The 20,455-nt window shown below is 50.9% G+C and carries 19 protein-coding genes; 10 read left to right on the forward strand and 9 right to left on the reverse strand.

The window, feature by feature from the left end; translation table 11 throughout:
• A complete protein-coding gene (locus tag H511_RS22645) occupies positions 1 to 870 on the forward strand; it encodes a lipase secretion chaperone (protein ID WP_051287897.1) in 870 nt (289 codons plus the stop codon).
• A 63-nt stretch (positions 871 to 933) separates the two neighbouring features.
• Here H511_RS22645 and H511_RS0105345 read toward each other — a convergent pair whose 3' ends face one another.
• Positions 934 to 2,127 carry a DEAD/DEAH box helicase gene (locus tag H511_RS0105345; protein ID WP_027251378.1) on the reverse strand — a complete coding sequence of 398 codons (1,194 nt, stop codon included), beginning with the start codon at positions 2,125 to 2,127 and terminating at the stop codon, positions 934 to 936.
• A 146-nt stretch (positions 2,128 to 2,273) separates the two neighbouring features.
• On the reverse strand, positions 2,274 to 2,939 hold the full coding sequence (locus H511_RS0105350; protein WP_027251379.1) for a glutathione S-transferase family protein: 666 nt from the start codon (positions 2,937 to 2,939) through the stop codon (positions 2,274 to 2,276).
• Positions 2,940 to 3,302: 363 nt separating this feature from the next.
• Here H511_RS0105350 and H511_RS0105355 point away from each other — a divergent pair, with 363 nt between their 5' ends.
• From H511_RS0105355 to H511_RS24575, 6 genes are all read left to right on the forward strand, one after another.
• Complete coding sequence (locus H511_RS0105355; RefSeq protein ID WP_027251380.1) at positions 3,303 to 5,912, forward strand: phospholipase effector Tle1 domain-containing protein; 2,610 nt, start codon at positions 3,303 to 3,305, stop codon at positions 5,910 to 5,912.
• Entirely contained in the window at positions 5,899 to 6,495 is a 597-nt protein-coding gene (locus H511_RS0105360; protein ID WP_202604038.1) for a hypothetical protein, read from the forward strand. The genes H511_RS0105355 and H511_RS0105360 overlap by 14 nt, the downstream gene beginning before the upstream one ends.
• Entirely contained in the window at positions 6,492 to 7,085 is a 594-nt protein-coding gene (locus H511_RS0105365; protein ID WP_027251382.1) for a hypothetical protein, read from the forward strand. The genes H511_RS0105360 and H511_RS0105365 overlap by 4 nt, the downstream gene beginning before the upstream one ends.
• A gap of 105 nt (positions 7,086 to 7,190) precedes the next feature.
• Entirely contained in the window at positions 7,191 to 7,658 is a 468-nt protein-coding gene (yiaA, locus tag H511_RS0105370) for an inner membrane protein YiaA (RefSeq protein WP_027251383.1), read from the forward strand.
• A 158-nt stretch (positions 7,659 to 7,816) separates the two neighbouring features.
• A complete protein-coding gene (locus H511_RS22650; RefSeq protein WP_081669197.1) occupies positions 7,817 to 8,740 on the forward strand; it encodes a LysR family transcriptional regulator in 924 nt (307 codons plus the stop codon).
• 80 nt (positions 8,741 to 8,820) lie between these two features.
• A complete protein-coding gene (locus H511_RS24575; RefSeq protein ID WP_225444986.1) occupies positions 8,821 to 8,940 on the forward strand; it encodes a 3-ketoacyl-ACP reductase in 120 nt (39 codons plus the stop codon).
• A gap of 88 nt (positions 8,941 to 9,028) precedes the next feature.
• Here H511_RS24575 and H511_RS0105385 read toward each other — a convergent pair whose 3' ends face one another.
• The 7 genes from H511_RS0105385 to H511_RS0105415 form a co-directional block, all read right to left on the reverse strand.
• Positions 9,029 to 9,787: an SDR family oxidoreductase gene (locus tag H511_RS0105385; protein ID WP_027251384.1), complete on the reverse strand. Its 759-nt coding sequence runs from the start codon at positions 9,785 to 9,787 to the stop codon at positions 9,029 to 9,031.
• A gap of 17 nt (positions 9,788 to 9,804) precedes the next feature.
• Positions 9,805 to 10,719 carry a 3-hydroxyisobutyrate dehydrogenase gene (gene mmsB, locus H511_RS0105390; protein WP_027251385.1) on the reverse strand — a complete coding sequence of 305 codons (915 nt, stop codon included), beginning with the start codon at positions 10,717 to 10,719 and terminating at the stop codon, positions 9,805 to 9,807.
• Between the two features lie 54 nt (positions 10,720 to 10,773).
• Entirely contained in the window at positions 10,774 to 11,925 is a 1,152-nt protein-coding gene (locus tag H511_RS0105395) for an enoyl-CoA hydratase/isomerase family protein (RefSeq protein ID WP_027251386.1), read from the reverse strand.
• Between the two features lie 79 nt (positions 11,926 to 12,004).
• A complete protein-coding gene (locus tag H511_RS0105400; protein WP_155804810.1) occupies positions 12,005 to 12,799 on the reverse strand; it encodes an enoyl-CoA hydratase in 795 nt (264 codons plus the stop codon).
• 84 nt (positions 12,800 to 12,883) lie between these two features.
• The gene (locus H511_RS0105405; protein WP_027251388.1) at positions 12,884 to 14,038 is read right to left on the reverse strand and encodes an acyl-CoA dehydrogenase family protein; all 1,155 of its coding nucleotides are present in this window, start codon (positions 14,036 to 14,038) and stop codon (positions 12,884 to 12,886) included.
• Between the two features lie 24 nt (positions 14,039 to 14,062).
• Positions 14,063 to 15,559 carry a CoA-acylating methylmalonate-semialdehyde dehydrogenase gene (locus H511_RS0105410; RefSeq protein ID WP_027251389.1) on the reverse strand — a complete coding sequence of 499 codons (1,497 nt, stop codon included), beginning with the start codon at positions 15,557 to 15,559 and terminating at the stop codon, positions 14,063 to 14,065.
• Positions 15,560 to 15,618: 59 nt separating this feature from the next.
• Complete coding sequence (locus H511_RS0105415; RefSeq protein ID WP_051287899.1) at positions 15,619 to 16,899, reverse strand: thiolase family protein; 1,281 nt, start codon at positions 16,897 to 16,899, stop codon at positions 15,619 to 15,621.
• 212 nt (positions 16,900 to 17,111) lie between these two features.
• Here H511_RS0105415 and H511_RS0105420 point away from each other — a divergent pair, with 212 nt between their 5' ends.
• The 3 genes from H511_RS0105420 to H511_RS0105430 all read left to right on the forward strand — a co-directional run bounded on the left by H511_RS0105420 (position 17,112) and on the right by H511_RS0105430 (position 20,442).
• On the forward strand, positions 17,112 to 17,492 hold the full coding sequence (locus H511_RS0105420) for a MerR family transcriptional regulator (protein WP_027251391.1): 381 nt from the start codon (positions 17,112 to 17,114) through the stop codon (positions 17,490 to 17,492).
• 94 nt (positions 17,493 to 17,586) lie between these two features.
• Entirely contained in the window at positions 17,587 to 18,756 is a 1,170-nt protein-coding gene (locus H511_RS0105425; protein WP_027251392.1) for an isovaleryl-CoA dehydrogenase, read from the forward strand.
• Positions 18,757 to 18,834: 78 nt separating this feature from the next.
• Positions 18,835 to 20,442: a carboxyl transferase domain-containing protein gene (locus H511_RS0105430; RefSeq protein WP_027251393.1), complete on the forward strand. Its 1,608-nt coding sequence runs from the start codon at positions 18,835 to 18,837 to the stop codon at positions 20,440 to 20,442.
• Positions 20,443 to 20,455 lie beyond the last annotated feature (13 nt).

Genomic DNA, 20,455 nt, shown 5'->3' on the forward strand with positions numbered 1-20,455 from the left:
ATGAAAAAGACCGTACTTTCACTCATAGGTGTAGCAGCAGCGGCGAGTGCGGTCTGTTTCTACTACCCAACGACCTCCGATGCACCCGCTATACAAGTGCCTTCCCAGCAAGACACGAAGGTAGACACTTATTCATCACGCGATACTTTTGATTATTTTCTGTCAGGTCTTGGCGAGGCAGATCTTGAGACTCTAAAGACACATTTCAACACTTACAATGCCGGACAGCCGGAGGCTTATCAGCTGGACAACGACTTGTTCGAGCGATTCATTCAATATCGGGCGGCACTGAGCAATCTTAACCCCGGCAACCGGCATCCATTAAATACTGAAAGCCTGCAGCGATTAAACGATCAGGTCATGCAAACCCAGTCTGCATTTTTCAGTGCCGAAGAACAGCAAAGGCTGTTTGGTGAAGAAAATATGCAGCGGCAACTCGCCTTGCGGCAGCTTGAATTAAAAGACCACATAATCAACCAGGACGATTACTACAATGCCTGGGAGCAGGAAATCAATACCCTGCCACCTGTGATGCAGCAGAGCTACCGAAATGCCGCAGTGTTATCGCAGTTGCAAGCTACAAACTCCCTAGAGGAACAGGACAGATATCTGAAACAGCAAGCATTAGTGGGGCCTGAAGCCGCTGACAGACTGGTGGCTTTGCGCAAAACACGAGAAGCTTTTCAAACTAAGCTGGAGCACTATTTTCAGCAGCGGGATGCAATTTTAACGGATAACAACCTGGCGAAAGAACAAGAGCAACAGGCGTTGAATGAACTCAGACAGACCTTGTTTACTGCCAGCCAGATCCGTCGTGTTCAGGCTCTGGAATCCATCAGGGATACTCAGCTCGTTGCTAAAAGCCAGTAAATAGAATATGCCCCGGCTATCTGGCCAGGGCAAACAAGCATTGGTGACAATATCAGCCTTGCATCAGTCTTTTTGGGGACGTTTGTGTTTCGGGACATAATTGAGCACAGTCACCGGCACAGGTTTTTTCGGCGCAAAACCTTCGACTTCCCGGCGCTCAATCAAATGTCCAAGACGACTCTCGATCATGCACAGGTTTTTGAAGTTATCTTTTGACACAAAAGAGATAGCTTCACCTGTCGCATCTGCACGTCCGGTTCGGCCGATACGGTGCACGTACTCATCTGCCGGGAATGGCAAATCGTAATTGACCACACGTGACAATTCTTCAATGTCGATACCACGAGCACCGACGCCAGTCGCTATCAGATACTTAATCTTGCCTGCTTTAAAATCCGCCAGCAATTGAGCACGTATAGCCTGGCTGCGCCCACTGTGAAACGCTTCGGCTTCAATACCGCGTTTTTCCAGCTGAGAGGCCAGTTTCGCTGCACCGTGCTTGGTTTCTATGAAGATCAATGCCTGATCCCACTGATTTTCCTGAATCAGGTGACTCAGGAGCGCAGATTTTTTGTCTTTATCAACCGTTATTAACCATTGTGAAATATTCGCTTTTGATGCCTGATTGGCCGCGATGCTTATTTCATACGGGTTATTGACAACCGATTTTGCCAGATCCCGCACCTTGTTCGACAAGGTGGCAGAAAACAGCAAAAACTGACTATTGTCTGGCAGACGATCCAGGATCTTGTTGATGGCTTCAATAAAGCCCATATCCAGCATCCGGTCCGCTTCATCCAGCACCACCATCTCGATTTCTTCGAAATACACGGCACGCTGACCATACATATCAATCAAACGGCCCGGCGTTGCCACCAGCACATCCACACCGTCGATCAGACGTTGCTTTTGCTGCTGCTCATCGACACCGCCGTACATCGCCAGCGACGTCAAACCCAGGTGCTTACCGTAATGGGTGACCTTTTCTTCCACCTGCATCGCCAGCTCGCGGGTTGGCACCAGAATTAGGGATCGAACGCGCTTTTTACGCTGGGTCTGACCTTGACTCAGTCTTTCCAGCATTGGCAACACAAAACTGGCTGTTTTACCTGTACCTGTCTGGGCGGCAGCAATAAGATTCTGCCCTTCCAGTATCACAGGAATGGCTTTCGCCTGAATCGTTGTCGGTTTTGTGTAACCCAGCTCGGCCACTGCTTTATTCAGTGGTGCACTAAGTCCGAGAGTAGAAAATGGCATGTATCGCCCCTGGTTGATCTGAACGCGGTAAAAGTAGAGCTGCCCCTACATCAAGCGCGGGAGTTTACCACGGAGTCTGCTGACCAGTGAGAAGAATTATCTCCCGATTTCCCTCCCTGAATATTGAGAGGGAAGCCGGAGCCAGATCAAACCCTTTGTGCAACGTCTGTGCCCGCTTCATCTTCCGGCACAATATCGGTTTCCTGCAAAGCCTCTTTCAACCAGGCTTTGACCGCTGCCGACTGCAGTACTTTGTCCATATAACGCTTGCTGAGTTCGGAGACCTCAATACCATACGTTTTAAAACGAAGCACAACAGGCGCAAACATACAGTCCGCGATACTCCACTCACCGAACAGCCAGCCGCCATTGTCACTGTATTTAAGCATCTGGTCACGCCAGATCTGATCAATCCGGGCGATATCATTCTGCGCCGCCTCAGACAACTCAACATGCCGTCGGGCACGGCAGTTCATCGGCATTTCATTGCGCAGTGCAGTAAAGCCTGAGTGCATTTCACAACTGATTGCCCGCGCCTTTGCCCGCTCAATATTATCCTGCGGCCAGGCACGTCCCTGACAGTAAGTTTCATTTATGTACTCACATATCGCCAGCGAATCCCAAACCGTGACATCACCATCAATCAACACAGGTACTTTCGCGGCCGGCGAGTAAACTTCCAGCGTGCGGTAAAAACTGTCGGTAAACAGCGTAAGCTTATTTTCATTAAAAGGTATACCATTCTGAACCAGCATCAGCCAGCCGCGAAAAGACCAGCTTGAATAGTTTTTATTGCCGATAATCAATTGCATATCTTGCCCTCATCCTGAACAGTGTCTAAACGTTTCAGTACACCCTACGCCTTTCCCGGCATAGTGACTAACGCATAATTCTGATAGCACATATCAGGATTCAGAATGGGTATTCATCCCTTTTTATGTCGCGATGAATACATACATTCATACTTCGCATGCCGGAATCTTTAGTGACTTTGAGCACATTTTTATACTTCACGTTTAATATTTTTGCGAACCACTCTGCAGTTTAAAAAACACCTGCAAAAAAAGTGAAAATGACAGGGTAAAACGACACTCAGCCTATAAATAAGTCATTCACATCAATAATTTACATCTGTACAATCGCCAGACATTCTTTGGCCTCTTCGATAAAAAACTATGTCGCTCAATAACAATAAACCCAAAAGGTTTGTAAAAGCGGGTTATAAACTACTGGAAGATTATAGCCCGTCGAACAAGCCATCAGTCACTGCATCCAGTAAGACTCAGCAACCTGTCGCTGAGTACGCATGTAACCTGCTGATTTATTGTTCTCTGAATGAACTCAGCAGCTTGCAGGTTGGCTGCTGGACCCTGAAACGTACCGCTGCAGAAAACGCAGTGACGACCTGGGAAAAGTCACCGGAAAAGAGCGGGCACAGCATACTGACTGTCTACTGTATTGAGCAGGAAGAAAAACACCTTTTGCACGAAGTTTTCCAGCAGGCGGGATTGGCATCCTCTTATAATATTCAGCCTCAGCCAATAAACACCGGCCATATTAACGCAGAATTTGTACCGGTAAAGTTAGCCGTACAACTGGAAAAATGGCTCGGTTGGCCAACCCTTGGCTACTTTTATTATTTTTGCGACAGCAAGCTGGCTAAAGAATGTAAACTGACCGGTGATGACAGATGGAGCTTTCAGTTCACCCGCTCTGACGCCACAACACTGACCGACGAATTATTGTCTGATCATCATTACAGCAGCCTGCTGCTGCCTTATAAAATCGAAGGGCAGCCCGTCTCAGATCAGTACATACTGTTTCGCAAACAAAAGCTCTCTGACGACGAGTTTGCCAAACTCTCACCAGCCTGGCTGGAAGAGCATGCCGTTGCGCTGGATATGCAGAGTATTGTTGCCAGCCGCACGCAGGCACTGCTTGAGCGCAGCACTCAGGAAACCGCACCGTCAGAAAACGCCGCCGCGAAAACACACCACACTGTCAAAATGCAGCCTGATACCCGGCAACGTGAAAGCTGGCCGGAAATCGCAGAACAATACGGTCTGACTGCAAAGCAATTACTGGATCTGAACCCTCAGTACAACGATGATCCCCTTAAACTACAAGTCGGCGATACTTTACAAATCACCGAGCTGAGCAGTAACACACAGCCCAAACAACCCGATGCCCCCTCTCCGCTCACCGACATAGAAACAGGAAAAGCTTATCCTTTTGGTAATGTGTGGGGCACCTACAACCAGCGCTACATGATGTCGGACCTGCTGCATATTCAGGCGAACAGTAAAATTCTCGCCCATACACCTGTCGTCAATACCACACAGGTAAAACAGCGCATCCTGCGAATCGGCGTATTCTTCGACGGCACCGGCCAGAACAAAGACAATGACTTGTATAAAGAGACCTATGGCAACAAGTCCCGTTCGAATATTGGGCGTTTATTCGATGCCTATGAAGAAAAAGAAGGCGAAATAGCTAAAATCTATGTCTCTGGTGTAGGAACAGTAGATGGTGCCCATCAAGATCCTGGTGAGATTGATGATGGCGATGATGAAAAAACCTTTGGTCAGGCATTGGGGGTCTTTGATTCAACAGGAGCCTTTGCCAAATGGCAAAACTTACTCAAACAACTCGCTAGTATTATCAAGATCATAGATACAAAAGGTTCTTACAATGCAATAACTCAGATTGAATTTGATGTCTTCGGCTTCAGTCGAGGCGCGGCTTTAGCCCGTCATTTTGTCAATGCTGCGTTAAAGGGGCTTCCCGATTACACTCGCAGACGTCAAGGGAGAGACTCTCTTGGTATCACTCCCAACCTGTTAGGGACAGAAGACGCTCACTGGTTTAACAGTGAAGAAGGCTATGCATTGGATACATCGCGACAGGTCAGTGTCCGTTTTGTCGGACTGTTTGACACTGTCGGATCGTTTTACTGGCCCGGCAATGCCGATGAGGGCAACTTCCAGCTTGTACTACAGCCGGATTGTGCGCAAAGCGTTGTGCAGTTGTGCGCACATCACGAAGTCCGAGTGAATTTTCCATTAACGACACTGAAAACCAAGGGTACACTGCCAGACAACTTTTATGAGGAAGTCTTCCCCGGCGCCCACTCGGATGTCGGTGGTGGTTATTCCGCTATTGAACAGTATGATAAAAAAGGCCTGGACGAACGGTATGAATTCCCCATGCTCACGACTTACAACAGAGAGTTGCTCAAATCAGAATCACTGGTCGGTAAAGTGATTCAGACCAGTGACGGAGTGAGAACGGTTCCCGAAAATCCAGACAGTAAATTGATCCCATACCTTGAGTTTTTAATAACTGAGATAGAGCCTGGCTGGATACAGCACTGCCAGGATACATATGGGCAATATGGTGCTGTCAAACGAGATAAAGCCGTATTGCATTATTACCGCCTGCAACCGGTCAACAACGCACTATCCGGTCTAACTCAGGAACGCATGAAACAACAGGCGGAAAGCATCGGGATCAAATGGATTGCATCCGCTTACGAGCAACCCAAAGACTTTGTCACAGATGGTGATATTCAGCAACTTTGGCAGAAACTAACCGCTCTTCCGGTGGGGACCATCTCACAAGAGCACTGGCAAGCTAACGTAGAAAAACACGGTCACAAATGGATCCATCGCCCACATGATGCACTCATTAACCCTGGATACTTTGAGGTCTATGAATGGCTTGTGAATAAACCTAATCGTAACGACGACGATAAAATAGTAAGGGACATATTTGAAAATGCTTAAATGGTTATCCATCTTATTGATTTCGTGCACTGCCCTCTCTGCATGCTCATTTACGCCCTACAGTCCGAAAATTGCAGAGATTGGCAATGCAGGAAGTACAACTGGCCCACATATTATTAAACGAATGACTGTGACCGATACGAATAGCGGGCGGTCAAGCTTTGCTTATGGCGCAGTTAGTAGTTATCCCGGCGCTAGTGCTGATATCGGACGAATAGGAATACCAAAAAAAGTTGAAGGTTATTGGTCTAAAGGCTGGGATGAGTATGAAGAGTACTACTATATTTCGTCTCTTATCGACAGCAAACTAGCTGAGAATAAAATCGATACATTAAGAGACTATTACAAAAATCACGGAGATTATATGGCGGCAATGGTACTTGCTGTTGATGGCCCGCGTGTTCGTCTCATTTACACATTGAACTGTTTTGCAAAATTTAATGACTGCGCGCCCAGAAAAAACGCTGACCCCAATGGTTGGGTTGTTCGCTCTCCGGATGACACCACCGAAGTAGTCGTACTCTTCGACGGCACTGGTGAAGCCTCCGATACTCCGTTTCCTGGCTCACCTTACGATAAATGAATAGCAAACTCTTCATCATACCCATGATTTGCAGCCTGTTTACAGGCTGTTCAAATACCCCAGTACCTATTGCCTCGATTGGCACGGCAGGCAGTACTTCCGGCAATCACAGCATCAAAAGGATGTACATCAAAGATACTCGTGGAAGCGGTGCTAGCTTTGCCTATGGCGCGGTGAGTGGTTATTCCGGTGCGAGTGCAGATATCGGCAGCATTGGTATCCCTAAACATATTGACGGTTATTGGGCCAAATATCATGCTGACGAAGATGAATTGATTAATTTTTATCGCATCTCTTCACCCATTGACAGTAATCTGGCAAAGCAAAAAATTGAAACACTGCGTAATTACTACAAAAACCATAAAACTTTTAACACCAGTATGCATCTGATTGTTGATGGCCCACGCGTTAGACTGTATTACACAATGAATTGCTTTTCTTATCGTATGGACTGCAGCCCGAAAGAAAATGCTGACCCCAATGGCTGGGTTATTCATCAGTCAAATGATGCCACTCAGCTCGTATTACTCTTCGACGGTACTGGCGAAGCCTCCGATACTCCGTTTCCTGGTTCGCCATATGACAAATAAAAACACCATTAAACATTCATTCACTAAGCTGTCGCCTATCTGAAAGAGCTAATTACAGTGTTAACCGTTTCATCACGATCTTTTTTTCTTACTTAAAGGTACAAAATGAACTCATCTTTAAAACCAACCAAAGCGTTCGTGTTCACATCGTGGGCGGCACTCGCGATTGCACTATGTGCCTATGCCGTCGGATTACTGAATGCCGATCTTCAGCTCAATGAAAAAGGCTACTATCTTGTTGTCATGCTCTTTGGCCTGTTCAGTGTGATCACTTTACAAAAGACGGTACGGGATGAAATGGAAGGCATTAAAGTCACCAGCGCATATAAAATGCTGGTGATTGCCTGTGTGGCTATCGCCTGTGCGTTAATGGTCATTGGTCTGTGGAACGCCGATACACTGGCACTGAATGAAAAAGGCTTTTTTGCCATTGCATTTGTGCTCGCGCTGTTCAGCGCAATTGTGACTCAGAAAAATGTCCGTGATCTCTCTTATTTTGAACAAGAATCGCCTCATAACATTGCAAGTTCACCTTCAACGGAAACTGCCGATACTGCATCCGAAAAGCTGTAATAGTCTGTCTCTCAACTCTATCCCTCCCTGTCACGATCACAGGCAGCCCTCATGGCTGCCTGTGTTGTTTGCTGGGTTTAGCTTCGTGACATTTTGGTCACACTCGCTGTATGCTTGCCTGACTCTTACATGTAGATGGATTTTCGTCAGGGACGCTTATGGATATTGATGCGCTGCGCAGCTTTCTCGCTTTTATCGATACAGGGAGTTTCACCCGGGCAGCAAAACAGACCTTCAGAACACAGTCTGCTATCAGTATGCAGATGAAAAAACTGGAACAGGAATTAGATAAATGCCTGTTTCAGCGTGAAGGTCGTCAATTGGTGCTGACTCACGAGGGGCAACAATTAGCAAGCTATGCCCGCCGCTTGTTAAGCCTGCATGACGAGGCAGTGTCCAGCCTGAAGTCGAATACTGACACCCAGCCTTTGCTGATCGGTTGCCCGGATGATTATGCTGAAACCTTGCTGCCGCACCTTGTCTTCCTGATCCGCGAGCAACTTGGTCCGGTTCAGATACATGTCACCTGTGCGTCCAGCGTGCGTTTAAGACAACTGATGGATAAAGGCGAATTAGATGCCGCCATGCTGACACGCCACCCGGACTCGGAAGAAGGCCACTTTCTGATGCATGATCAGGGAGTGTGGTACGGCACATCACAAACCGATTTACTTCATCGTCGTCCACTGCCCATTGCGCTTTTCCAGGCAGATTGTAAATTTCATGCGGCGGCGCTGGATGGTTTGATGAAACAGGAAATCAGCTTTGATCTGATCAGTTGCAGCAGCAGTGCAACAGCACAACGCGGTATGGTGCGGGCCGGACTGGCTATCGGGGCAATGGCACGAAGCAGTATGGCGCCGGATTTACGGGTCCTCAATGCCGATTGGCTGCCATCACTGCCGAATATTGATATCGTGCTGGCGCTGACATCCCGGTCACAGTCCCGACTGACGGCCCAGCATGCAAAGTCGATCAGTCATGCATTTCAGCGTAATCCGCCCGTGATTCCATGTGATTCACAGCTGATGGACACACCTCACGGAATCACAATGATGAAAACTGCAATCAAATGTGAATAGCACTCGCCTGCCGGTTTATTTTGTGGCATTGTCCCGCGACAGAAAACTGCCCTACGCACTAACCCGAAGATATTAAAACTATGCCCGATACCCAGCCTAAATGGATGTCACTACTGACTAAAATCACTGTTTACCTGTCGCTGCTGATGCTGGTCATTGGTGGCGGACTCGCCTTGTACGCCATCGTGTACGGCCCCTAGTTTATCGACAGTACTTTACTGGCCAGCAATTGACGGGCCAGTGATGGCCCGTATTGCCTGAAGTCTTAGTCAAACAGAAAAACGCTGACTACATTCTCATACCGCCATCCACTTCCAGCACCCGCCCGGTGAAATAGTCATTTTCCAGAATAAATTTCACCGCATGAGCAATTTCTTTGGCCTGACCAACACGCTTTAACGGGATCATTTTCTCAAGCCTGTCTATCGCTTCCTGCGGCATTTGATCAGCCATTGCCGTTCTGACGACTCCCGGCGCGATAGCCGCGGCGCGAATGCCATAGCGTCCCAGCTCTTTTGCCCAGCAAACAGCCATAGTAGCTACTGCAGCTTTGGACGCAGCATAGTTGGTCTGCCCAAAATTTCCGGCTCGGGCGACACTGGAAATGTTAATAATCACCCCAGGCCGTTGCGTCTGGATCATACGGGCAGCAGCTTCCCGCCCGCAGAGAAAAGTCCCTGTACTGTTAACTGTCATCACGGCATTGAACTGCTCAAGGGACATTTTCGTTACTTCGCCCTCTTTCACTTTTACCAGCAAACCGTCACGCAAAATACCGGCATTGTTCACTAAACCATCCAGCTGACCAAAATCATCAATAATCTGATCGAAGACCCGCTCGACCTGGTTTTCCTGAGTGACATCCGCTTCATAGGTCAACGCTTTGCTGCTTAACATCTGGCATTGAGTTCGCGTCTGCGCGAGACCTTCCTGGTTAAGATCGATCAAAGCCAGGTCAGCACCGGCCTGAGCCAGCGTCACGGCCATCATTTGCCCTAACCCCTGACCAGCACCGGTGATTGCAATCACAGCATTTCGTAGATCCATACTGATCTCCTTTCACTTTAATGTTGTTTGACTTCACCATGATAAAACTCAAACAGGCTGGAAAAGTCGCGCTGTTCATTGCCGTTCGCATTATGAAACGCATACAGATTGCGAGCCAGTGCTCCCATTGGCACAGACGTCTGACTTTGCAGTGCGGCATCCATGCCTAATCCCAAGTCTTTGAGCATCAGTTTACTCATAAACCCAGGCTGATAGCCTTTACTGGCAGGTGCATTGTCCATCACCCCAGGACAAGGGTTGTAAAGCTCCAGTACCCAGTTACGGCCAGAGCTTTGCAGCATGATGTCCGACAACACCTTGGGATCCAGTCCGTTTTCCATGCCCAGATTAATCGCTTCACAGGCGCCTGCCATTTGGACGGCCAGCATCAGGTTATTGCAGATTTTTGCCATCTGCCCGGCACCGGCCGGTCCCGCATGAAAAATGTTTTTCCCTACATGCTGGAGAACCGCTTCGGCGCGATGAAATGCTGAATCCGTTCCACCGACGATGAATGTCAGCGTACCGGCTTCTGCACCGGCAACACCGCCAGAGACAGGAGCATCGACAAATTCCAGCTGATGCTGCCGGGCATGGCTGGCCACTTCTTTTGCCGTTGCGGGATCAATGGTGGAAGAGTCAATCAGAAAAGTGCCGGATGAAACCAGATTGAGCAGGCCGGCTTCCGGCTGTCCTTTTGGCCCCAGGTAGACATCATGGACATGCTGACCTGCCGGCAGCATGGTGATCACGGTATCCGCTCCGGTCACTGCTTCTTTTAAAGAAGACGCCACCTTAGCGCCCTCTTTTTCCAGCTTACGAGCCGCACCAGTATTGATATCGTAAACATTGACGTGATAACCCGCGCTGAGTAAATTCCTCGCCATCGGGCTGCCCATATTGCCTAATCCAATAAATGCAATTGCTGCCATAACACACTCCTGTTCAGACTCTGTCAGCCCGGATCTATGTGTAGGGAATAGGTACTATTCTTTGCCTAAATCACGCAGCGGATGATCATCTTCACTCCACATGGGTGCAAAAAGGTCATCAATCACGCTGCTGTCTACTGCCGACACATTGGGGAAAATCCATTTCGGTTCGCCGCACTTATCAATCAATCGTGCCCGGACGCCTTCCTGAAACTCGCCCAGCATGCCGCAGCGAACAGATAAACCAAGCTCAAGACGGAAACAATCAGCCAGAGAAAGGGCTTTGTAGTCCGTCATTTGCCGGTAGCAAATATGCGCCGTTACCGGACTGCCCTGTTTCAGGGTTGATTTCGCGATTTCCAGCCAGGTACCTAAGCCGTCAATGGCCTGAATTTGCTGACAGATTTCATTCAGATCGCGACCTACGCTGGCAGCCTGAATCTGAGGGAAATAAGGAATCATCTGGCTGGGTGGCCATGCTGGTTTCGCCGCTTCTGCTAATTGACTCAAACACGCAGAGACCACCTTGTCTGATTCCCCAGCCTGCTGCCAGTCAATCGCCTGCAAACCGGAAAGCACAGCCTGTTTGTGCTCAGACAGTAAAATATAATCCGCCATTTTCAGATCAAGGGCATCGCTGGCATTCACACGAGCCCCCGTCAGTCCAAGAAACAGTCCAATGCCGGGAGGTAACTGATTCAGAAACCAGGTACCGCCAACATCCGGATACAAGCCAATCGTGACTTCCGGCATCGCCAGTAGGCTGGTCGGGGTCACTACCCTGTGGCTCGCCCCCATATACAGGCCGATTCCGCCACCCATCACAATGCCTTCACCCCATACGATGAGCGGCTTTTTGTACTGATGGATCTGATAGTCACACCGATACTCAACACTGAAATACTCAGTCAGAAAAGCTTCAGGCGATGCGCCGCTCTCGCCGGCCTGCTTGTGGGCATCGGCTTCAATCATGGCATGGTACATGGCGCGCACGTCACCGCCGGCGCAAAAGGCTTTGCTGTGCTCGCTGTGAAGAAAAACACACGCGATATTGCTGTCATTTTCCCAGTCAGCCAGTTGAATGCTTAACTGCTTGAGCATAGGCAGTGTCAGTGCGTTCAGTGCAGCGGGGTTTTCCAGCGCCGCGACACCAATACGGGATCCGTCTGCGCATTCCAGCTCGTTAAATTTCATTGTTCCAGTCATGATCTCTCCATTCATGATCTTTTCATGCTGCGTGTACACCAAAACCATGGTGGCGGACACGACATCCAGTCTTTCTGTATTATTCGTTTTTCCAGACAGGTGCACGTTTCTCCAGAAACGCATTCACCCCTTCTTGTTGATCGGCGGTATCAAACAGACGGACAAAACGTTCCCTTTCCTGAATGAGTCCCTGATGTAAGGGCGCAAACCTTGCCTGCTGTATCAATGCTTTACAGGCTGTGACCGCGGTAGGTGACTGGTTAGCCACTTCCGCCGCCAGTTTCATTGCTGTTTCCAGCCCCTGTCCTGACGCCACCACTTCTTCAACCAGACGAATGTCCAGCGCCTGCGAGGCGCCCACCCGCTCACCACACAAAATCATACGTTTTGCCCAGCCTTCACCCACCAGCCAGGCCAGGTTCTGCGTGCCACCAGCGCAAGGAAGCAGGCCGACACTGGCTTCCGGCAGTGCCATCACCGCGTGGGCCTCAGCAATGCGTATGTCACAGGCTAACGCCACTTCAAGGCCACCGCCCATTGCATAACCGTTAATCGCAGCAATCGAGACACCCCGGTAAGACGACAAGGTTTCAAAGGCCTGACCGAAGCAATAGGCCATGTCAGCCGCCACGCCTTTATCGCCGCTGGCAAAGAGTTTGAGATCGGCACCGGCAGAAAAGAATTTCTCACCTTTTCCCGTCAGCACCAAGGCATAAATGGATTTGTCTGCATTGAGTGCTTCAACCAGAGATTTCAGCTGATGAAGACTGTCTGCCGTCCAGGTGTTAGCTGGCGGATTATTCATGGTCAGTACTGCAACATGGCCATCAATCGTCACCTCAATCGGGCCGTTTGTTTGTGTCAGTGGATGCATCATCCCGCCCTCTTTTTCTTTAAATTGCGTACGCTGTAATTACGCAGTCTGGGTAATTTTTGCCTGTGGACTGAGCGCAACGATTCAAAGCAGTACAGTATCGTCGTTCAATAACCGGCGCGCGATGATCAAGCGCATGATTTCATTGGTTCCTTCCAGAATCTGGTGTACCCGCACATCGCGAAAATGGCGTTCAATCGGATATTCCTGGATATAGCCATAACCGCCATAGAGCTGCAGTGCCTGATCACAGACCGCAAAACCCACATCGGTTGCAAAGCGTTTTGCCATGGCGCAATAGGCCGTCGCTTCCGGATCGCCGCGATCCAGCTTGCTGGCGGCATATCGCACCAGTTGACGGGCCGCCACCAGTTCAGTCGCCATATCGGCCAGTTTGAATTGCAGCGCCTGAAAATGTGCCAGCGGTTTGCCAAACTGTTTGCGCTCTGTCATGTACTGGCGGGCCAGATTCAGCGCCTGCTGCGCGGTACCCACGGAACAGGTTGCTATGTTGATCCGGCCGCCATCCAGGCCTTTCATGGCAAATCTGAATCCCTGGCCTTCTTCACCTAACAGGTAATGAGCCGGAATCCGGACTTTATCGAATGTCACCGCGCGTGTTGGCTGGCTGTGCCAGCCCAGCTTAGGTTCTTTGCGACCATAGCTGATGCCCTCAGCACCGGCCGGTACTATGAACGCCGAGATACCGTCAGGCCCCGCTTCTCCGGTTCGGGCCATTACAATCAGCAAGTCCGTATCTCCGGCCCCGGAAATAAAGGCTTTCGCGCCGGAGATCTCGTACTGTTCCCCGATACGCACTGCCCTGGTCGTCAGCGATGCCGCATCAGAACCTGCGTTGGCTTCAGTCAGACAATAAGATCCGAGCCATTCACCGCAGCTCAGTTTCGGGCAGCATTCAGCTCTGGCCTGATCGGTCGCGAAACTGGCGACCATCCAGCTCACCATATTGTGTATCGTCATAAACGCTGTGGTTGAGGTGCAGCCCATTGCCAATTGCTCAAAGATGACAGAGGCATCCAGCCGATTCAGCCCCATGCCACCTTGATCCGGCGGTGTATACAGGCTGAGAAATCCCATTTCACCGGCCTGACGCAACACATCCTTTGGGAAGGTAGAGGTTTCGTCCCAGCTGGCTGCCATAGGTAATAACTGCTCCCTGGCAAACTGACGGGCAGCGTCTTCAAAGGCACGCTGATCTTCATTGAGTTCAAAATCCATCGCTTACTCCGACGCAGGAAAGTTTCAATGATCCATATTGATGGTCAAATTGGGCCCTTTCGGGATGTCGTCATCAAACCACCGCGCTGTCACCGTTTTGGTTTCGGTGTAAAAACGGACGGCCTGCTTGCCATAAGCATGTAAGTCACCATAGAAACTGCCGCGCCAGCCTGTGAATGAAAAGAAAGGCAATGGCACAGGAATCGGCACATTGATACCCACCTGACCGACCTGAATCTCATGCTGAAACTTACGCGCCGCCGCGCCGTTGGCGGTGAAAATAGATGTCCCGTTTCCGTATGGGTTGTTGTTGATGAGCGCAATGGCGTCTTCAAGCGAACCCGCTTCGACACAGACCAGCACAGGACCAAAAATTTCCTCGCGGTAAATGCTCATCTCCGGGGTGACGCCACTGAATAGCGTCGGCCCGACCCAGTTACCGTTCGGGTAATCTTTCACTGTGCATTCAGTACCATCCAGTTCGCACACCGCCCCTTGCGCTTTGCCTTCCTGAATCAGTCGCAGTACCCGTGTTTTGGCCTCCGCACTGATCAACGGGCCGTAAGCGGCATCTTCCTCATCCCAGCCGCCGGGCTTCATGGCTGCCATGGCTTCTTTCAGTTCGGGAATCCAGGCTTTTGCGCCGTCAACAAACACGGCAACCGAAATTGCCATACATCGTTGACCGGCCGCCCCGACGGACGCCCCCACCAGATTGTTGATCACCTGTTCTTTGTTCGCATCAGGCATGACAACCAGATGGTTCTTCGCACCCGCGAACGCCTGAACACGTTTCAGGTTGTGCGTACCGGTCTGATAGATATAGCGGGCGACCGGCACTGAGCCGACAAAAGACACAGTACGGATATCCGGATGCTCCAGCAGATGATCAACCTGGGCTTTGCGGCCATGTACGACCTGCAGCACACCGGGAGGCGCGCCGGCTTGTTCGAACAATTCAGCCAGCCTGACTGATGTCAAAGGCACCTGATCGGAAGGTTTAAGTATGAAGGTATTACCGGCAGCAATAGCCAGCGGAAACATCCACAGCGGGATCATGGCCGGAAAATTGAACGGCGTGATACCGCTGCAAACACCCAGTGGCTGAATCAGCGAGTAAGTGTCGATGTTAGTGGCAACATTTTCAGTGGTTTCACCCATCATCAGGCTGGCGATGTTTGCCGCCTGCTCAACCACTTCAATCCCGCGCCAGACATCCCCTTTGGCGTCGGCCAGAATTTTGCCGGTTTCACTGGAGAGCAAACAGGCCAATTCATCATGGTGTGCTTTGAGCAGTTGCTGGTAACTCAGCATCAGTCTGGCCCGTTCAGGCACGGGTACCGTTTTCCATTTCTCAAAGGTGGCTTTAGCACTGGCGATGGCTGTATCGATCTCGGATGTCAGTGCGCAAGGCAGATGGGCGATGACCTCGTTGGTCGCCGGATTGGTCACATCAATCCATTCATCTGACTGCGACTGGCAAAATTTTCCTTCAATAAACAGAGGTACTTTCTCAATCATTTTCACGTCCTCTCACCTGTCTTTCCATTGCTGGCGTCACCGCTGCCAGGCACGAATAATTACTGAGCCGGTAATTCGATAGCGATCGCTGTGGCTTCCCCGCCACCAATACATAACGAGGCAATGCCTTTGCAGACGGCGCCGTCTTCCTGCTGTTTGCGCCGAAGGGCATGTATCAGGCTGACGATGATTCGGGCACCACTGGCCCCTATCGGATGCCCCAGGGCACAGGCACCGCCATGAATATTGACCTTGTCAGCATTTAAATGCAGTTCACGCACCGCAATTTGCGTAACGACCGCAAACGCTTCATTGATTTCCCACAGATCCACCTCATCGACCGACCAGTTCACACGATCCAGCAACTGACGGATGGCGTCTACCGGTGCCAGGGTAAATTCAGACGGCAGGCGTGCATGGGTTGTCTGACCGCGAATGATCGCTATGGGCGATAAACCATGATGACGGGCAGTTTCACTGTCCATCAGCAGTAACGCGGCTGCGCCATCGGCAATGGAGCTGGAATTGGCGGCAGTCACTGTACCGTCTTTGGCAAATACCGGCTTAAGCTGCGGGATCTTTGCCGGATCCACTTCATTGGGGTGCTCATCGGTTTTCACCAGATGCTCCCCGCGACGATCAGCCACCACCACCGGGCAGGTTTCCTGATCAAACCAGCCATGCTCTATCGCCAGACGCGCCCGCTCTACTGACATTGCGGCCCAGTCGTCCATGTCTTCGCGGCTGAATTGCATCGCATCGGCAATCTGCTGGGCATACACACCCATCAGCTCACCTTCGTAAGCATCCTGTAAACCATCCAGAAAAATGTGGTCTTCCGTTGTCTGGTGCCCGAGGCGAAAACCGCCCCTGGCCTGCCGCAGAAGATACGGTGCATTGGTCATACTTTCCATGCCCCCGGCCACCGCAGTGTGAATACTGCCGGCACGGATCATATCGGCAGCCAGCATCACGGTTTTCATCCCGGAGCCGCACACTTTATTCACCGTCACGCAGCCGGTAGAAATGGGTAAACCGGCATTCAGTGCCGCCTGACGGGCCGGCGCCTGACCACAGCCTGCCGGTAATACACAACCCATCAGTACCTCATCAATATTCAGACCATCGGGCTGATCAGGGGCTAATTCATCGGCGAAAATACCAATACTTTCGAGTGCGCCTTTTATCGCATACGCCCCCAGGGTTGTTGCTGACAAAGAAGAAAACTGCCCCTGAAAACTGCCCAGAGGAGTTCGCTTGGCAGACACTATCCAGACTTCCTTTTCCGGTTGCTGAGACTCGCCGCGTTGGGGTGCGGCTGTCTTGGTGGTGGTTTCCATTACCCGGCTCCACTTTTCTTGACGTTTACGTAAGCATAGCACTAACATTTACGTAAACGTTAAGAAACAAAACAACAACAATGTCACTTCTATTTGGTTGATAGGCGTACAGAATTGTTGCCATGATGCCGGCCAGGCCAGCGTTCTGACACCACTCTGTGGCAGTCGGTTTTTCAGTCCCGCTTAATCCGCAACGAGAGGACAGCAGCGTGGTGAACACCTTTAAGATCAGTGAACTTGCCAAAGAGTTTGGTATCACCACCCGCAGCATTCGTTTTTACGAAGATATGGGGCTGCTCCAGCCAGACAGAGAAGGTGCCATACGTATCTATCAGCGGCGGGACAAAACACGGCTGAAATTAATTTTACGGGGAAAGCGGCTGGGGTTTTCGCTGGCCGAAATCCGCGAGCTGTTTGACCTGTACGATACCAACCAGAGTGATGGCCAATTGCGGCAAATGATCACAATGATCGACGAAAAACAGCACAAACTTCAACGCCAGTTAGACGACATTAAGGTTGTCATGGAAGAACTGAACGCCGCCAAAAGCCGATGTAAGCTGGCGCTGAACGGTAAAGCGAAAGAGAAATAACCCGTTGGCGAACCGCCAACTGAGTATCACGACATCTTGTTGAGAATACAGCTGTTTCTCAGGACAGTCCGGTCGCCGGATTAAGGGAGATCCTATGAAAGACCTGTTTACCCCGCTCAACTTTGGCCTCGGCGAAACGCTGGATATGTTACGCGATCACGTCAACCACTTCGCCGCCGATGCCATTGCCCCCATTGCCGGACAGATTGACAAAGACAACCAGTTTCCGTCTCACTTGTGGGCGGCACTGGGTGAGATGGGCTTGCTGGGGGTGACTGTCAGTGAAGAATTTGGCGGTGCCGGTATGGGCTATCTGGCGCATGTGGTCGCCATGGAGGAAATCAGCCGGGCTTCGGCCTCGGTCGGGCTCAGTTACGGTGCGCATTCCAACCTGTGTGTGAATCAGATTTTCCGCAATGGCACCCAGGCGCAGAAAAAAAAATACCTGCCTGGCCTCATCAGTGGTGAGCAGGTCGGCGCTCTGGCTATGAGTGAAGCCAACGCGGGTTCCGATGTGGTCAGTATGCAGCTCAGGGCAGATAAAAAAGACGATCGGTACATTCTTAACGGCAACAAAATGTGGATCACCAATGGTCCGGATGCCCATACCTTTGTCGTGTACGCGAAAACCGATCCCCAGGCAGGGTCGAAAGGCATCAGCGCCTTCATCATAGAACGCGATTTCCCAGGATTCACCCGTGCCCAGAAGCTCGACAAATTAGGCATGCGCGGCTCCAACACCTGCGAACTGGTGTTCACCGACTGCGAAGTACCGGCCGAGAACCTGCTGGGCCCGCTCAATAAAGGGGTCGAAGTGCTGATGAGCGGTCTGGACTACGAACGTGTGGTGCTGGCTGCCGGGCCACTGGGTATTATGCGGGCCTGTCTGGATGTGTGTCTGCCCTATATTCATGACAGAAAACAGTTCGGAAAGCCCATCGGAGAATTCCAGCTGGTACAAGCAAAAATAGCGGACATGTACACGCGGATGAACGCAGCCCGTGCCTATGTGTACACTGTGGCCGCAGCCTGTGATCGCGGTGAAACCACACGTCAGGATGCCGCGGGCGTCATTCTTTACTGCGCGGAACTGGCCACCCAGATGGCGCTGGATGCAATACAACTGCTGGGCGGAAACGGCTATATCAACGAATTTCCAACAGGGCGTCTGTTGCGGGATGCCAAGCTGTATGAAATTGGTGCGGGGACATCAGAAATTCGCCGCATGCTGATCGGCCGGGAGCTATTTGAGCAAAGCCGTTAAACAGGATTTTAACGACTATCGCAAAAGACAGTCGCCAGAACACAGTCACCAAAAGACAGTTAACAGGGACACGGCATCATGGCAATCATAGACAGTCATATCCAGACACATGACTCACAGTTCCGGCACAACCAGCAAGCCATGGCAGAGCTGGTCGATGAGCTTCACACACGCCTTGCCCTTCAGTTGCAGGGCGGCGGCCAGGACGCGCAGGCCAGGCAACGCAAAAAAGGCAAACTCCCCGTCAGAGAACGTATCGACAGCTTACTTGATTCAGGCAGCCCCTTTCTTGAAATCGGCCAGTTTGCGGCCTGGGAAGTCTATGATGAGGCCATACCCAGTGCAGGCGTTGTTGCCGGTATTGGTCGTGTGTCCGGCGCGGATGTGATGATCATCGCCAATGACCCGAGCGTTAAAGGGGGCACCTATTACCCGATGACGGTAAAAAAGCATTTACGGGCACAGGAAATTGCCGAACGCTGCCACTTACCCTGTCTGTATCTGGTGGACTCGGGCGGCGCTAACCTTCCCCATCAGGCTGAAGTCTTTCCGGACAAAGATCACTTCGGGCGGATCTTCTTTAATCAGGCCAGAATGTCGGCTAAAGGGATCCCGCAGATTGCCATCGTCCTTGGCTTGTGTACGGCAGGCGGTGCTTATGTGCCTGCCATGGCCGATGTCGCCATTATGGTGAAAAATCAGGGCACCATTTTTCTGGCAGGTCCGCCATTGGTAAAAGCAGCCACCGGTGAAGATGTCAGCGCGGAAGAACTGGGTGGTGCCGATGTGCACTGTAAAACATCCGGTGTTGCTGATTATTATGCCGATGATGAGCGCCACGCCCTGGCATTAGCCCGACAGGCGGTCGCCAGTTGTCACCGCCCGGTGTCAGTGACTGAGCAGCCAGCTTCTGCTCTGCCCCCCCGATACCCTGCCAGCGATCTCTACGGCATTGTCGGCACCGATCTGCGCAAACAAATTGATGTCCGTGAAGTCATCGCCCGGCTGGTCGATGGGTCAGATTTTGATGAATTCAAAGCCCTGTACGGCGAAACACTGGTCTGCGGTTTTGCGCGTTTACACGGATATCCCATTGGTATTGTTGCCAACAACGGCATTCTGTTTTCTGAATCCGCGCAAAAAGGGGCGCACTTCATTCAGCTATGCAGCCAGCGCAACATCCCGCTGTTATTTCTGCAAAACATCACTGGATTTATGGTCGGAAAAAAATATGAAGCGGAAGGTATCGCTAAGCATGGTGCCAAAATGGTGATGGCGGTGGCCTGTGCCAATGTGCCGAAATTCACTGTCATCATCGGCGGCTCTTATGGCGCAGGTAACTATGGCATGTGCGGCCGTGCTTATGATCCCACTATGATTTGGATGTGGCCAAACGCCCGGATATCTGTGATGGGCGGTGATCAGGCAGCCGGTGTGCTGGCTCAGGTCACACGGGACAGCAAACAGCGTAATGGCGAGACATGGTCGGCTGAAGAGGAAGAAGCCTTCAAAACCCCGATTAAAGCACGGTATGAAAAAGAAGGATCACCGTATTTTGCCAGTGCCCGCCTGTGGGATGACGGCATTATCGATCCCGCGCAAACCCGTGACGTACTCGCTATGGCGTTGCAAGCGGCAGCCAATGCGCCTGTTGAAAGCACACAATTTGGCATATTCCGAATGTAACAGCCGACGACTG

The organism is Photobacterium halotolerans DSM 18316 (assembly GCF_000425165.1).
GTDB lineage: Bacteria > Pseudomonadota > Gammaproteobacteria > Enterobacterales > Vibrionaceae > Photobacterium > Photobacterium halotolerans.

Coding starts and splice junctions, on each gene's coding strand:
- H511_RS24575 (WP_225444986.1), top strand. CDS start 8,821: ATGCCCGATACCCAGCCTAAATGGATGTCACTACTGACTAAAATCACT.
- H511_RS0105365 (WP_027251382.1), top strand. CDS start 6,492: ATGAATAGCAAACTCTTCATCATACCCATGATTTGCAGCCTGTTTACA.
- yiaA (WP_027251383.1), top strand. CDS start 7,191: ATGAACTCATCTTTAAAACCAACCAAAGCGTTCGTGTTCACATCGTGG.
- H511_RS0105395 (WP_027251386.1), bottom strand. CDS start 11,925: ATGACTGGAACAATGAAATTTAACGAGCTGGAATGCGCAGACGGATCC.
- H511_RS22650 (WP_081669197.1), top strand. CDS start 7,817: ATGGATATTGATGCGCTGCGCAGCTTTCTCGCTTTTATCGATACAGGG.
- H511_RS0105355 (WP_027251380.1), top strand. CDS start 3,303: ATGTCGCTCAATAACAATAAACCCAAAAGGTTTGTAAAAGCGGGTTAT.
- H511_RS0105430 (WP_027251393.1), top strand. CDS start 18,835: ATGGCAATCATAGACAGTCATATCCAGACACATGACTCACAGTTCCGG.
- H511_RS0105385 (WP_027251384.1), bottom strand. CDS start 9,787: ATGGATCTACGAAATGCTGTGATTGCAATCACCGGTGCTGGTCAGGGG.
- H511_RS0105410 (WP_027251389.1), bottom strand. CDS start 15,559: ATGATTGAGAAAGTACCTCTGTTTATTGAAGGAAAATTTTGCCAGTCG.
- H511_RS22645 (WP_051287897.1), top strand. CDS start 1: ATGAAAAAGACCGTACTTTCACTCATAGGTGTAGCAGCAGCGGCGAGT.
- H511_RS0105345 (WP_027251378.1), bottom strand. CDS start 2,127: ATGCCATTTTCTACTCTCGGACTTAGTGCACCACTGAATAAAGCAGTG.
- H511_RS0105350 (WP_027251379.1), bottom strand. CDS start 2,939: ATGCAATTGATTATCGGCAATAAAAACTATTCAAGCTGGTCTTTTCGC.
- mmsB (WP_027251385.1), bottom strand. CDS start 10,719: ATGGCAGCAATTGCATTTATTGGATTAGGCAATATGGGCAGCCCGATG.
- H511_RS0105405 (WP_027251388.1), bottom strand. CDS start 14,038: ATGGATTTTGAACTCAATGAAGATCAGCGTGCCTTTGAAGACGCTGCC.
- H511_RS0105415 (WP_051287899.1), bottom strand. CDS start 16,899: ATGGAAACCACCACCAAGACAGCCGCACCCCAACGCGGCGAGTCTCAG.
- H511_RS0105400 (WP_155804810.1), bottom strand. CDS start 12,799: ATGCATCCACTGACACAAACAAACGGCCCGATTGAGGTGACGATTGAT.
- H511_RS0105425 (WP_027251392.1), top strand. CDS start 17,587: ATGAAAGACCTGTTTACCCCGCTCAACTTTGGCCTCGGCGAAACGCTG.